Here is a 13,231-nt window from a genome sequence, read left to right on the forward strand (position 1 = left end):
CCCGTGACCGGGGCGGATGTCAGTGCCGGGCTCTAGGCTGGCCGGGTGTCCGTATCGCCGGTGAGAGCGCAGGCCAAGGGGGCTGATGGGGTGTCGAAGGGCCGTGATTCCGCTGTGGGCGAACAGGGTGCTGGCAAGGGGAAAAACCTGAAGAAATCGGCCGAAAGCGGCTCCGGAGCGGCGAAGGGCCGGTCCGGCGGAACCACCGGCCCCGGCTCGGCCAGGCGGGCGAAGCCTGCTGAGGCCGGGGCGTCCGGAGCCGCCGCCCCGAAGAAGAAGCCTGGGCGGCCGGAATCGCATCTGGCCATGGTCCGCCGCGCCCGCCGGATCAACCGCGAGCTCGCCGACGTCTACCCGTACGCCCACCCGGAGCTGGACTTCCGGAACCCGTTCGAACTGCTCGTCGCCACGGTGCTCTCCGCCCAGACCACCGACCTGAGGGTCAACCAGACCACGCCCGCCCTCTTCGCCGCCTACCCCACCCCCGAGGACATGGCCGCCGCCGCTCCGGAGGAGCTGGAAGAGCTCATCCGGCCCACCGGCTTCTTCCGGGCCAAGGCGAAGTCGCTCCTCGGTCTGTCCGCCGCGCTCCGCGACGACTTCGGCGGTGAGGTGCCGGGAAGGCTCGCGGATCTCGTCAAGCTGCCCGGAGTCGGGCGCAAGACGGCCAACGTCGTACTGGGCAACGCCTTCGGAGTGCCGGGAATTACCGTAGACACCCATTTCGGGCGATTGGTCCGGCGGTGGAAGTGGACCGAGCAGGAGGACCCGGAGAAGGTCGAGGCCGAGGTCGCGGCGATCTTCCCCAAGAGCGAGTGGACCATGCTCTCGCACCGCGTCATTTTTCACGGCCGCCGCGTCTGCCACGCCCGTAAGCCCGCCTGCGGTGCCTGCCCGATCGCCCCGCTGTGCCCTTCGTACGGTGAGGGCGAGACGGACCCGGAGAAGGCCCGCAAGCTCCTGAAGTACGAGATGGGCGGCCGGCCGGGCCAGCGGCTGAACCCGCCGCCGGACTATCCGGGAAGCCCGGCACCTCCCCTGGGCGCCGACTGACGCGTACCGCCGCTGCGGAACGAATCGCGGGACGACGGGCGTTGTGAGACGGAGGGGTGCCTATGAAGACACATGAGACCGGCACGGAGCGCGGCGGGGCGGACGGCCCCGCGGTCATGGTTTCGGAGGAGGGGCTGCCCGAGTGGCTCGATCCCGTCGCCCGAGCCGCGCGCACGGTGCGGCCGCAGCAGCTCAGTCGCTTCCTGCCGCCGGAGAACGGGGCGGGGCGCCAGTCGGCCGTGCTCGTCCTCTTCGGCGAGGGTGCGCGCGGCCCCGAGCTGCTTCTGATGGAGCGCGCCGGAAGCCTGCGCTCCCATCCGGGCCAGCCGTCGTTCCCCGGCGGCTCGCTCGACCCGGAGGACGGCGACCAGGCGACGACCGGACCGCTCAGGGCCGCTCTGCGCGAGGCCGAGGAGGAGACCGGGCTCGATCCGCGGGGGGTGCAGGTCTTCGGTGTGCTGCCCCGTCTCTACATCCCCGTGAGCAGCTTCGTGGTGACGCCGGTCCTCGGCTGGTGGCGGACGCCCAGCCCGGTCGGTGTGGTCGACCCGGGCGAGACGGCGCGGGTGTTCACGGTCCCCGTGGCGGATCTCACGGACCCGGCCAACCGGGCGACGGCGGTCCACCCCAGCGGTCACCGGGGCCCGGCATTTCTGGTCGAATCCGCACTCGTCTGGGGGTTCACGGCGGGCGTGATCGACCGGATTCTGCACTTCGCGGGCTGGGAGCGCCCGTGGGACAGAGCCAGGCAGGTGCCGCTCGACTGGCACGCATGACAGGCTGACTTCCGTGCTCCGCCGATCCGGGACCGCCCGGACCACGGAGACGTACGGGCCCGGTGACGAATCTGCGAGGCTATAGACGGTGAACGTGCTGGACATCCTGCTGCTGGCCGGAGCCGTGTGGTTCGCGGTCATCGGCTACCGCCAGGGGTTCGTCGTCGGCATTCTGTCGGTGATCGGGTTCCTGGGCGGCGGTCTCGTCGCCGTTTACCTCCTGCCGGTCCTGTGGGACCAGATGACGGACGGTTCGGAGGTGTCCTCCACCGCGGCCGTCGTCGCGGTCGTCATCGTGATCGTGTGCGCGTCGATCGGCCAGGCCTTCACCACTCATCTGGGAAACAAGCTCCGCCGCCACATCACGTGGTCTCCGGCGCGCGCCCTGGACGCGACCGGCGGCGCCCTGGTCAACGTGGTGGCGATGCTGCTCGTCGCCTGGCTGATCGGCTCAGCCCTGGCGGGCACCTCGCTGCCGACGCTGGGCAAGGAGGTCCGCAGCTCCTCGGTCCTGCTGGGCGTCTCCCGGGTGATGCCGCCCCAGGCGTCCACCTGGTTCACGGACTTCTCCTCGGTCCTCGCACAGAACGGCTTCCCGCAGGTCTTCAGCCCGTTCGCCAACGAACCCATCACCGAGGTCAGGGCCCCCGACCCGGCGCTGGTCGGCAGCCCCGTCGCCGCGCGCGCCAAGCAGTCCATCGTGAAGGTCGTGGGTACGGCCCCGAGCTGCGGCAAGGTCCTCGAAGGCACCGGGTTCGTGTTCTCCGAGCGCCGGGTGATGACCAACGCGCACGTGGTCGGCGGCGTCGACGAACCGACCGTCCAGATCGGCGGCCAGGGCCGCCTGTACGACGCGAAGGTCGTCCTCTACGACTGGCAGCGTGACATCGCCGTCCTCGACGTCCCGGATCTCGACGTGAAACCCCTGCGGTTCACCGGCCCCGACAGCGACGCGGAGACGGGTGACAGCGCCATCGTCGCCGGCTTCCCGGAGAACGGGGCGTACGACGTACGCTCCGCGCGCGTCAGGGCCCGCATCGACGCCAACGGCCCCGACATCTACCACCGGGGCACGGTCCGCCGCGATGTGTACTCGCTCTACACCACGGTCCGCCAGGGCAATTCCGGCGGCCCGCTGCTGACCCCCGAAGGCAAGGTGTACGGAGTCGTGTTCGCGAAGTCGCTCGACGACCCGGACACGGGCTACGCGCTGACGGCGGACGAGATCCGCGACGACATCACGCGGGGCCGTGCCGCCAACCAGCAGGTCGACAGTCAGGGATGCGCGCTCTGAAGGCTCCGGGAGGCCCCTGCGGGACCGTCGGTGCGTCAGTTACGGGGATGGCGCAGCCGTGCCGAGACCCAGCGGGCCCTGCGGCGCAGGATGCGTGAGATGCCGAGCCGAGGATCATGCATGACGTGCAAAGCGTGCACCCGGCCCTGAAGGCCGTCCCCCTCGTGAATGCCCGGGTCCGCCGTGGCGGTCGAGCGACGGTTGCGTGCTGCGTCACCGAAGTCGTGCGTCCAGCCCATACCCGGACGTCTGCCCGTGCCTCATGGTCCGTAACCGCCCATCCGTCAGCCAATTGGCTTATGCGCCAGGCACGTGGCCGTTCCTCGGACACGTGTGCCGGAGCGGCTAGCGATCCGGCTCGGAATCCTTGAGCCAGTTGATGAGTTCGGCCGAGAACCCCGCCGGATCCTCCTCGTGGGGGAAGTGCCCCAGACCGTCGAAAAGTCGCCAACGGTAGGGCGCCTCGACGTACTCGCCGGATCCGGCCGCGCTGCGGGTGCGGACCGCCGGATCGAGTGAACCGTGAAGGTGCAGCGTCGGCACCCGAACGGGCCGCTTCATGCGCCGGTTGAACTGGATGCCGTCCGGGCGCGCCAGCGAGCGCACCATCCAGCGGTACGGCTCGATCGAGCAGTGCGCTGTCGACGGAATCGTCATGGCCCGCCGGTAGACGCCGAGCGTCGACTCGTCGGGGAACTCCGCCTTGCCCGGCCCCGCCCAGTCGCTGATCAGCCGGCCCACCAGGGCGCCGTCGTCGGCGACGAGCTGACGCTCCGGCACCCAGGGGCGCTGGAAGCCCCAGATGTACGAGCCGGCCCGGGTCTGTCCGAAGTCGGAGAGCATCGAGGAGCGCCACCGCCGTGGGTGGGGCATCGAGGAGACGACCAGCCGGCGCACCAGCTTCGGGCGCATTACGGCGGCGGTCCAGGCCAGGTATCCGCCCATGTCGTGGCCGACGAGGGCGGCGTCCGGCTCGCCCAGGGACCTGATCACGCCCGTGATGTCGAGCGCCAGGTTGGCGGGATCGTAGCCCCGGGGCGTACGGTCGCTGCCGCCGACGCCGCGCAGATCCATCGCCACGGCCCGGTAGCCGGCCTCCGCGAGGGCGGGCAGCTGATGGCGCCAGGTCCACCAGAACTGAGGGAAGCCGTGCAGGAGGAGGACCAGCGGCCCTTCACCCATTTCGGCGATGTGGAAGCGGGCGCCGTTCGCCGCGACGTCCCGGTGGGTCCAGGGGCCGTCGAGGCGGACGGGGCCGCCGGCCGGGGCGGACGGTGCGGGAACGGTCATGCGGACGAGCGTGCCACAGCCGACGCCTTGTCCTGGACCGGTGCGCTTTCGATGGCGTGGTCGGAGCGGGTGCTTCCGCCCACCGGGAGGATCGCGTCGGTGGCGGTCTGGGGGCGCGGGTGCGGCTTGACGCCCTGAAGGACGGCGGCGGTCTGCTTGGCGGAGGCGATGGACTTCTCCGGCGGCTTGACCTTCTTGATCTTCGCGTATCCGAAGAGCGCGAGCAGAATGCCCAGCAGGATGAACGCGCCGCCCACGATCAGGAACGACCAGGCGAGGCCCAGCCCCAGGTTGTGGATGCCGTACGCGGCCGCGAAGCTCAGCACCGGGATCGCGAACAGGATCAGCACGCCCGTGACGATGAACGCCACACTGCCGATGACGCCGCGCTTGACGTCCTGCCGCACCTCGGCCTTGGCCAGGGCGATTTCGTCGTGCACCAGCGCCGACAGTTCGGCCGTCGCCGACGCGACCAGCTGGCCGAGACTGCGGTCGGCGCCGCCCGCGTAATTGCCGGGGTCGCTCATCCCTGACTCCCTCTCCTGTTCAACACGTCCGATGTCAGATCATGCCGGACTGTCCGGCCTGTCGCTCGCTGCCCCCGCCAGTCGGGCCAGGCGGCGGTGCTCGGCCGCCTTCTCCTCGTAGATCGCGGCCATCCTCAGGTGGTAGGCCGGATCGTCCTGTTCGTAGACGTCCGGCACTCCGGAACCGTCCGCGTCGAGTTCCTCGGCGTCGGACAGCGCCCTGTATCTGCGTACCCGGAGTTTGAGCAGTACACCGGAGAGTACGGCGGCAATGAGGGAGCCGAGCAGAACCGACGCCTTGATCTCATTGATCATGTCGTCGTCACCGGCGAACGCGAGCTCCCCGATCAGCAGCGACACGGTGAAGCCGATGCCGGCGAGGGTGGCGATCGCGAAGACGTCCGCCCAGGCCAGGTCCTTGTTCAGCTCTGCCCTGGTGAGCCGGGTGGTCAGCCACGTACCGCCGAAGACGCCGATGGTCTTGCCGGCGACGAGGCCCAGGACGACCCCGAGGGTTTCCGGCCGGTCGAACACGGAGGCCACCGCACCGCCGGAGAGGGAGACCCCTGCGGAGAAGAGCGCGAAGACCGGAACGGCGAAGCCCGCCGACAGCGGGTGCACCAGGTGCTCGATGCGCTCACCGGGTGAGTGCTCCTCACCCTCGCGGCGCGTGCAGCGCAGCATCAGGCCCATGGCGACACCGGCGATGGTGGCGTGGACGCCGCTGTTGTACATCAGCCCCCAGATGACCAGGGCGAGCGGCACGTAGACGTACCAGCCGCGCACACCGAGGCGGAGCAGCAGGTAGAAGAGGCCCAGGCCGAGGAAGGCCCCGCCGAGCGCCAGGAAGTTGATGTCCTCGGTGAAGAAGATGGCGATGATGAGGATCGCGAAGAGGTCGTCCACGACGGCGAGCGTCAGCAGGAATGCCCGGAGCGCGGCGGGGAGCGAGGCGCCGATGACGGCGAGTACGGCCAGAGCGAAGGCGATGTCCGTGGCGGTGGGCACGGCCCAGCCGTCCTTCGAGCCGTCGCCGAAGACGTTCACCAGGGTGTAGACGACGGCTGGGACCGCCATTCCGCAGAGCGCGGCGGCCACGGGGAGCGCCGCGGCCTTCGGATCGCGCAGTTCTCCCGCCACGAGTTCGCGTTTGAGTTCGACGCCCGCGACGAAGAAGAAGATCGCGAGCAGCCCGTCGGCGGCCCAGTGCTCCACGGAGAGGTGCAGACCGAGGGTTCCGGGCCCGATGTGGAAGTGGCTGACGGCCGAGTAGCTCGCACCCGCTGTGTTCGCCCAGACCAGCGCTGCCACGGCGGCGACCAGCAGGATGATGCCCCCGACGGTCTCCGTACGCAGGGCGTCGGCGACGTAGTTGCGCTCGGGGAGCGGCAGCCGTCCCAAGAAGGTACGGCGCGGGCCGGTGGGCGTCGGGGCGGGAGTGGCCACGGGGGGAGACCTCCGGGTCGGTACGGCAGCGATGGCATGGCTGATGCACTTGCCGACCAGACTTCCCGGCACCCCTGTGAAGATTTTCTTATCTTGTTGTCGATCAGCTGCCACTGTACTCGCGGGGCGTGGCGGTAAGGATGCTTGGGAACGGTGATCTCACCGTAAGTGCCCGAAGGGCACCCGGCGCGCTGCCGGGTGCCCTTCGGGTTGTGCGTCGGTGTCAGTCCTCGGAGGGGGCCGACGGCAGCTGGCTCTGGATCAGGTCCATGACCGAGGAGTCGGTCAGGGTCGTGACGTCGCCCAGGGCCCGGTTCTCCGCCACGTCGCGCAGCAGGCGGCGCATGATCTTGCCGGAGCGGGTCTTCGGGAGCTCGGCCACCGGCATGATGCGCTTCGGCTTGGCGATCGGGCCGAGGGTCGCCCCGACGTGGTTGCGCAGCTCCGCCACCAGCTCGTCGGAGGCGGTCGCCGTGCCCCGCAGGATGACGAAGGCGACGATGGCCTGGCCGGTCGTCTCGTCGGCGGCGCCGACCACGGCGGCCTCGGCGACCGACGGGTGCGAGACGAGCGCCGACTCGACCTCGGTGGTCGAGATGTTGTGCCCGGACACCAGCATGACGTCGTCCACCCGGCCGAGCAGCCAGATGTCGCCGTCCTCGTCCTTCTTGGCGCCGTCGCCGGCGAAGTACTTGCCCTCGAAACGCGACCAGTAGGTGTCGAGGAACCGCTGGTCGTCGCGCCAGATGGTGCGGAGCATCGACGGCCACGGCTCGGTGAGGACCAGGTAGCCGCCTCCGCCGTTCGGGACCTCGTTGGCCTCGTCGTCCACGACGGTCGCAGAGATGCCCGGCAGGGCGCGCTGGGCGCTTCCCGGCTTGGTCTCGGTGACGCCGGGCAGCGGCGAGATCATCATCGTGCCGGTCTCGGTCTGCCACCAGGTGTCCACGATCGGGCACTTGTCGGCACCGATGTGCTTGCGGTACCAGACCCACGCCTCGGGGTTGATCGGCTCACCGACCGAGCCGAGGACGCGCAGGGACGACAGGTCGAACTTGGCGGGGATGTCGTCCCCCCACTTCATGAACGTACGGATCGCGGTGGGCGCGGTGTAGAGGATCGTGACCCCGTACTTCTGGACGATCTCCCAGAAGCGCCCCTGGTGCGGGGTGTCGGGGGTGCCCTCGTACATCACCTGCGTGGCGCCGTTGGCCAGCGGTCCGTAGACGATGTAGGAGTGCCCGGTCACCCAGCCGATGTCGGCGGTGCACCAGTAGACGTCGGTCTCAGGCTTGAGGTCGAAGACCGCGTGGTGGGTGTACGCCGCCTGGGTGAGGTAGCCGCCGGAGGTGTGCAGGATGCCCTTGGGCTTCCCGGTCGTGCCCGACGTGTACAGGATGAAGAGCGGCTGCTCCGCCTCGAACGCCTCGGGCGTGTGCTCGGCGGACTGGCGGCCCGTGATCTCGTGCCACCAGACGTCGCGGCCCTCGTTCCACGCGGTGTCCTGGCCGGTACGGCGGACCACCAGAACGTGCTCGACGCTGTCGATACGGGAGACGGCGTCGTCGACCGCGGGCTTGAGCGCGGAGGGCTTGCCGCGGCGGTACCCGCCGTCGGCCGTGATGACGACCTTTGCGTCCGCGTCCTGGATGCGGGCGGCGATCGCGTCGGCGGAGAAGCCGCCGAAGACCACCGAGTGCGCGGCGCCGATGCGGGCGCAGGCCAGCATCGCGACGGCGGCCTCGGGGATCATCGGAAGGTAGACGGCGACCCGGTCGCCCTTGCCGACACCGAGCTCGGTGAGGGCGTTGGCGGCGCGGGAGACCTCGTCCTTCAGCTCCGCGTAGGTGATGGCGCGGCTGTCGCCCGGCTCGCCCTCGAAGTGGATGGCGACCCGGTCGCCGTTGCCCGCCTCGACGTGCCGGTCCACGCAGTTGTACGCGACGTTGAGCTCGCCGTCCGCGAACCACTTCGCGAAGGGCGGGTTGCTCCAGTCGAGGGTCTCGGTCGGCTCGGTGGCCCAGGTCAGGCGGCGGGCTTGCTCGGCCCAGAAGCCCAGCCGGTCCGCTTCGGCCTGCTCGTACGCCTCTGCGGTGACGTTGGCGTTGGCGGCCAGCTCGGCAGGCGGAGCGAATTTCCGCTCTTCCCGAAGCAGGTTGGCCAGGCTCTCGTTGCTCACGACTTCTCCCAGTCCCAGGGTGTCCGTTGTGTCCCGGGGCATAGCTCATCAGTCCCAAGGCCGGGTGACAAGTGTCTGCCGGGAATTGGTTTAGACCTGTGTCTCGTGTATAGAGGCATGATCCCGCCTCCGCGCCGGGGTGGCGCGGTGGGGCACACCGTCGGTGTGGTCGCCTCCGACTCGGAAGCGGGTTCATCAGGTCTTACGGATCCGAGATGCCTGCGGTTCAGCCGCCCGTAGGGGTCAGCTCGGACGGGCGCTCCGGCGTGATCGGGTGCGTCGGCGAGATGGGGTGCGCCGGTGCGATCGGGTCGAACACTCCGGCAGAGCCGCTCCCCGCACTCGTGGCCTCGTCCAGCAGATATGACTGGGCCTCGGCCACGTGGAAGTACATGCCGTGGAGCTGAAGGGTGCCGTCTGCGCTCCGGCGTGCCACCGATGGATGGGCCCTCAGGTGGTCGAGCTGTTGGACCACGTTGGTCAGGCAGAGCTGCTCCACCGGGTCCGCTGGCAGCCGCCCGGTAAGCCGGACCGGATGGTCGTCGCCGGCCGAGGCCACCCGCGCCAGGCTGGGCAGTCCGTGCCGGAGCCAGCGCCACAGCGATGTGTCCGGGGTTTCGGGGGCGGCCCCCAGCAGCGCATTCATCGCGCCGCAGTCGGAGTGGCCGCAGACAGTGATGGACTCCACGCCGAGCACGTCCACCGCGTACTCGATCGCGGCCCCCACCGAGTGGTCCCCCTCCTCGGCCTCAGGGGGTGGTACCAGGTTGCCGATGTTCCGCACGGTGAACAGGTCGCCCGGCCCGCTGGCCGTGATCATGCTCGTCACGAGGCGGGAGTCCGCGCAGGTGATGAAGAGCTGCGAGGGACGTTGCCCCTCCCTGGCGAGGCGCGCCAGCTCACCTCGGACCAGGGGTGCCGTATCCCGCTGAAACGAGCTGAGACCTCTGAGCAGGCGGTGATCGCGAGCTGCGCGCGGGGGGCGGCCGGCGGATGCGGGCCGCGGGGTGGAGGCGGTTCGGGCGGGGCGCTCCGCGTGCGGGGCGACGGGCGCCCGGGTGGAGGCGGTGGTGCCGCTGGGCTCAGATGGGGCGGGGGTGGGGTCGCCCGGGGCGGGAGTGGAGGTGGTCTCGGTCTCGGCGGGGGCTGTCGCGGTGCCGACGGTGTCTGCGGGGCTGGGCTGGTGCATGGCGTTCAGGTCGCTCGCCGTGGGCTGCGGGGCCTCGGCCGCGGTGGCATCCGTGCCACTACCGGCCTCTGCGGGAGGGGCGTGCTCGGGCTGGTCGTGGCAGTGGTGGTTGCGCCAAGGGGTCCATGGCCGGCAGCAGGAGTGCGCCGCAGCGGCGGGTTCGGCGATCCTGCCGCCCGACCTCCCGGCGAACGCCACCTGACCACCGTGGGCCGCGTGGGCGTTGCTCCAGTCCTGGATCGTCTCGTACGCGGCGTGGTCCATGAACGAACCGTCCAACTCCAGGACCACATCCGAATCCTGAGGAAGCCGCCCCAGGACCCGGCTGAGGCGGGGGACCGCCAGAAAGGTCAACTGGCCCCGCACGACAACGAGATGCTGCCCGTTCCGTTCGGAAACCGAGATCCGGGTTTGGCTCAGCCGGTGCAGGGCGACGGCCACTGCTACGGCGATACCGATGACCACGCCCTTGAGCACGCCGACGACCAGCACTCCGGCGATGGTCGCGCCGTACACCAGGAACTCCCGGTGCCTATGGACGTTTCGGATGTGCGCCAGGCTCACCATCTTGAGGCCGACCATCATCACCAGCGCCCCCAGGGCGGCGAGCGGGATGCGCTCCAGCAACGTGACCAGCAGGGCGGACGCGACCAGGATCCATACGCCGTGCAGCACGGTGGACGCGCGGCTGGTCGCCCCGGCTCTCACATTCGCCGAACTGCGCACGGCTCCCCCTGAGACCGCGAGGCCTCCCAGCAGGCCGGATACCGCGTTGGCGACGCCTTGCGCGCGTAGCTCCCGGTCGAGGTCGGAGCGCTTGTGCAGGGGTGGCGCGGGTCGCTCGGCGCCGTCCGGGCCTGCGTGTGCGGCGGACGCGGCGGGCGTCCCGGAAGTGTCGGGGCGGCCCCCGCTCTCGCGCGATTCGTCCGTCTCGTCGTCCCGCACCTCACCGGACAGCGCGGGAGACTCTGTCGAGCGGGCGCGGTTGCGGTCGGCGGCCAGCTTGTCCACGGCGACGGCGGCGAGCAGTGACTCCAGGCTGGCCACCAGCATCATCGTGAATACGGCTGTGGCCAGGCCGAGCACCGGTCCTTGCGGCATCTCGGGCAGGGCGTGCGAGCGCCAGGAGGGCAGGTCGACCCGGGCGATCGAAGGTGCCGCCCACGCGGCCACGGCTGTGGCCAGACCCACGGAGGCAAGGGCCGCCGGAACGCGGCGCAGGAACCGCCCGGTCCGTCCGGGCAGCAGCGGCCACAGGACGAGGACGGCTACGGTGAGCGCGCCGATCAACGGAGCAGCGGGACTGACACGTGCAAGTTGGTCGGGGAGATGCAGCACGTTGGAGATCGCCGAGCTCTGCGGCGAACCGCCCAGCACGATGTGCAGTTGCGCGAGCGCGATGGCCACGCCGATGCCGGCGAGCGTGCCGTGGACGATGGCGGGACTGACGGCGAGCGCGCTGCGGGCCGCGCGCAGCGAGCCGAGCGCGAGCTGAAGCAGGCCCGCTCCGATCGTGATGGCGCAGGTGGTGCGCCAGCCGTAGATCTGGATCGTCTCGGCGGTGACCACGGTCAGTCCGGCGGACGGTCCGGAGACCTGGAGGGGGGTGCCCCCGAGGAGTCCGGCGACGATGCCGCCGACCGCGGCAGAGATGAGGCCCGCCTCCAGGGGGGCTCCCATGGCGACAGCCAGGCCGAGTGACATGGGGATGGCGAGCAGAAAGACAGTGATGGACGCGGACACATCGGCGCCCGGGATGCGGAACCGTCCGCCGCGCGGCGGCGGGGGCGGGCTGTGGGGTCGCTTGACTCCCGAGGACCGGGAGGGGCGGGAACTGCGGGACGAGTGGTCGTGGCGAGTGGGTACGCAGGCAGACATATTTCCCGTCTCTTCCTGGGCAACGCGGTCGTGGAACTCGATGACGCGGCCGTTGGTCACGGCATGCAGCGGCGGGATTTCTCAACTCTCGGTAAACGGATCGTAATGGAGGGTAAAGAAGTGTGTCCAGGATTAAGGGCAAATGGGCCGCTCGATCACTCATTACGGTGAATAGTCATCTTTTCATTCGGCCTGTCGTGCTGGTTCTTGGGAAGTGCGTGCGACTTTGGCGGCGCCGTGTCGGCACCCGGCGCAAGCTACCTGCGAGAAAGAGGTGGGCGGATGATGGCCGCCGCGAAGAAGTCGAAGGGCGCCACGAGAAGGATCGGCCTGGGGGTCATGGCTGTCGCACTGGTCATGGGGGCGGCCGGGTGCTCGGGCGGTGGCTCCGGCGCCGAGGGCTCCGGCCTCGGGGCCGTGAACGGCGCCGCGGGAGAGAAGAAGAAGGGCGCCGAAGCCGCGCCCAAGCGCGTGTTCCGGGCCATTGGCGATGGTTCCACCGCCTTCACGGGTGTACAGCCCAAGCAGCCGGCAGTGAGTCGTCTGACGCCTAGCCAGAAACCGCCACAGTTCGTGGTGTTCTCGTGGGACGGGGCGGGCGAGGACAGCCAGCGACTCTTCTCGCACTTCCGCGAGGTGGGCAAGAAGTACAACGCCGCGATGACGTACTTCCTCAGCGGCGTATATCTGCTGCCGGAGGGGAAGCGGACGCAGTACGACCCGCCCAAGCACAAGGCCGGTGCCTCGGACATCGGTTTCAACGACACCACGGGCATCCGCGACACCCTGACCCAGCTCCGCGGCGCCTGGCAGGACGGCAACGAGATCGGCACCCACTTCAATGGGCACTTCTGCGGCAAGGACGGTGGCGTCGGCACCTGGTCCGTCGAGGATTGGAAGAGCGAGATCAGCCAGGCCAAGTCGTTCGTGAAGGGCTGGAAGACGAATGACCCGGTCCTGAAGGGCGAGGAGGCGCTGCCCTTCGACTACGACAAGGAGCTCGTCGGCGGCCGCACCCCGTGCCTGGAGGGTCGGGAGAACATGGTGGCGGCGGCGCGCACCATGGGGTTCCGCTACGACTCAAGCGGTGTCAACGACCAGGTGTGGCCCCGGAAGAAGAACGGTGTGTGGGACCTCTCCATGCAACTGGTGCCGGTTCCCGGGCGCGACTTCGAGACCCTGTCGATGGACTACAACTTCATGTTCAACCAGTCCGGAACGACGCAGGGCGACCCGGACAAGCACGAGTACTGGGGAAATCAGATGCGCGACGGCCTGCTGCAGGCCTTCGGTCGCGCGTATGACGGCAACCGCGCGCCGCTGATCATCGGCAACCACTTCGAGTCCTGGAACGGTGGTGCGTACATGCGCGCCATCGAGGAGACGATCGCGGCTGTCTGCACCAAAAAGGAGGTGCGCTGTGTCTCGTTCCGGCAACTGGCGGACTGGCTCGACGCCCAGGATCCGGCCACCCTGGCGAAGCTCCGGACGCTGAAGGTCGGTCAGGCGCCCGAAGCCGGGTGGCCCGCGTTCCTCAAGGCAGGTGCGGACCGGGAGCGGCCGGCCGCGGCCGCGGGGAACCCGGCCGGTCGTTAGATC

Annotated in this window: 10 protein-coding genes; 4 read left to right on the plus strand and 6 right to left on the minus strand. The window is 69.8% G+C overall.

Annotated elements, in window-relative coordinates:
• Window positions 1-114 precede the first annotated feature (114 nt).
• The 3 genes from nth to AB0L33_RS02345 all read left to right on the plus strand — a co-directional run bounded on the left by nth (window position 115) and on the right by AB0L33_RS02345 (window position 3,123).
• Window positions 115-1,053 carry an endonuclease III gene (gene nth, locus AB0L33_RS02335; protein ID WP_365677382.1) on the plus strand — a complete coding sequence of 313 codons (939 nt, stop codon included), beginning with the start codon at window positions 115-117 and terminating at the stop codon, window positions 1,051-1,053.
• A 62-nt stretch (window positions 1,054-1,115) separates the two neighbouring features.
• Window positions 1,116-1,829, plus strand: coding sequence for a CoA pyrophosphatase (locus AB0L33_RS02340; protein ID WP_365677207.1), 714 nt, complete (start codon window positions 1,116-1,118; stop codon window positions 1,827-1,829).
• A gap of 88 nt (window positions 1,830-1,917) precedes the next feature.
• Entirely contained in the window at window positions 1,918-3,123 is a 1,206-nt protein-coding gene (locus AB0L33_RS02345; protein ID WP_365677209.1) for a MarP family serine protease, read from the plus strand.
• Window positions 3,124-3,158: 35 nt separating this feature from the next.
• On the opposite strand, the gene AB0L33_RS02350 is transcribed toward AB0L33_RS02345, so the two are convergent.
• The 6 genes from AB0L33_RS02350 to AB0L33_RS02375 all read right to left on the minus strand — a co-directional run bounded on the left by AB0L33_RS02350 (window position 3,159) and on the right by AB0L33_RS02375 (window position 11,632).
• The gene (locus AB0L33_RS02350) at window positions 3,159-3,362 is read right to left on the minus strand and encodes a hypothetical protein (protein WP_073864044.1); all 204 of its coding nucleotides are present in this window, start codon (window positions 3,360-3,362) and stop codon (window positions 3,159-3,161) included.
• A gap of 106 nt (window positions 3,363-3,468) precedes the next feature.
• Window positions 3,469-4,413 (minus strand): alpha/beta hydrolase, encoded by a 945-nt coding sequence (locus tag AB0L33_RS02355; RefSeq protein WP_365677210.1) that lies wholly within the window; start codon window positions 4,411-4,413, stop codon window positions 3,469-3,471.
• Window positions 4,410-4,940, minus strand: coding sequence for a phage holin family protein (locus AB0L33_RS02360; RefSeq protein WP_365677211.1), 531 nt, complete (start codon window positions 4,938-4,940; stop codon window positions 4,410-4,412). The genes AB0L33_RS02355 and AB0L33_RS02360 overlap by 4 nt, the downstream gene beginning before the upstream one ends.
• A gap of 39 nt (window positions 4,941-4,979) precedes the next feature.
• Complete coding sequence (gene nhaA / locus AB0L33_RS02365; RefSeq protein WP_365677212.1) at window positions 4,980-6,386, minus strand: Na+/H+ antiporter NhaA; 1,407 nt, start codon at window positions 6,384-6,386, stop codon at window positions 4,980-4,982.
• A 223-nt stretch (window positions 6,387-6,609) separates the two neighbouring features.
• A complete protein-coding gene (gene acs / locus AB0L33_RS02370; RefSeq protein ID WP_365677213.1) occupies window positions 6,610-8,607 on the minus strand; it encodes an acetate--CoA ligase in 1,998 nt (665 codons plus the stop codon).
• A 184-nt stretch (window positions 8,608-8,791) separates the two neighbouring features.
• Window positions 8,792-11,632, minus strand: coding sequence for a SulP family inorganic anion transporter (locus tag AB0L33_RS02375; protein WP_365677214.1), 2,841 nt, complete (start codon window positions 11,630-11,632; stop codon window positions 8,792-8,794).
• A 282-nt stretch (window positions 11,633-11,914) separates the two neighbouring features.
• On the opposite strand from AB0L33_RS02375, the gene AB0L33_RS02380 reads away from it, so the two are divergent.
• The gene (locus AB0L33_RS02380) at window positions 11,915-13,228 is read left to right on the plus strand and encodes a hypothetical protein (protein ID WP_365677215.1); all 1,314 of its coding nucleotides are present in this window, start codon (window positions 11,915-11,917) and stop codon (window positions 13,226-13,228) included.
• Window positions 13,229-13,231: the final 3 nt, after the last annotated feature.

This window comes from Streptomyces sp. NPDC052299 (genome assembly GCF_040679335.1).
Classification (GTDB): domain Bacteria; phylum Actinomycetota; class Actinomycetes; order Streptomycetales; family Streptomycetaceae; genus Streptomyces.

Excerpts from the sequence above, each read along its gene's own strand:
- AB0L33_RS02340 (WP_365677207.1), top strand. The coding sequence starts at position 1,116 with ATGAAGACACATGAGACCGGCACGGAGCGCGGCGGGGCGGACGGCCCC.
- AB0L33_RS02350 (WP_073864044.1), bottom strand. The coding sequence starts at position 3,362 with ATGGGCTGGACGCACGACTTCGGTGACGCAGCACGCAACCGTCGCTCG.
- AB0L33_RS02355 (WP_365677210.1), bottom strand. The coding sequence starts at position 4,413 with ATGACCGTTCCCGCACCGTCCGCCCCGGCCGGCGGCCCCGTCCGCCTC.
- AB0L33_RS02360 (WP_365677211.1), bottom strand. The coding sequence starts at position 4,940 with ATGAGCGACCCCGGCAATTACGCGGGCGGCGCCGACCGCAGTCTCGGC.
- acs (WP_365677213.1), bottom strand. The coding sequence starts at position 8,607 with ATGCCCCGGGACACAACGGACACCCTGGGACTGGGAGAAGTCGTGAGC.
- AB0L33_RS02375 (WP_365677214.1), bottom strand. The coding sequence starts at position 11,632 with ATGTCTGCCTGCGTACCCACTCGCCACGACCACTCGTCCCGCAGTTCC.
- AB0L33_RS02380 (WP_365677215.1), top strand. The coding sequence starts at position 11,915 with ATGATGGCCGCCGCGAAGAAGTCGAAGGGCGCCACGAGAAGGATCGGC.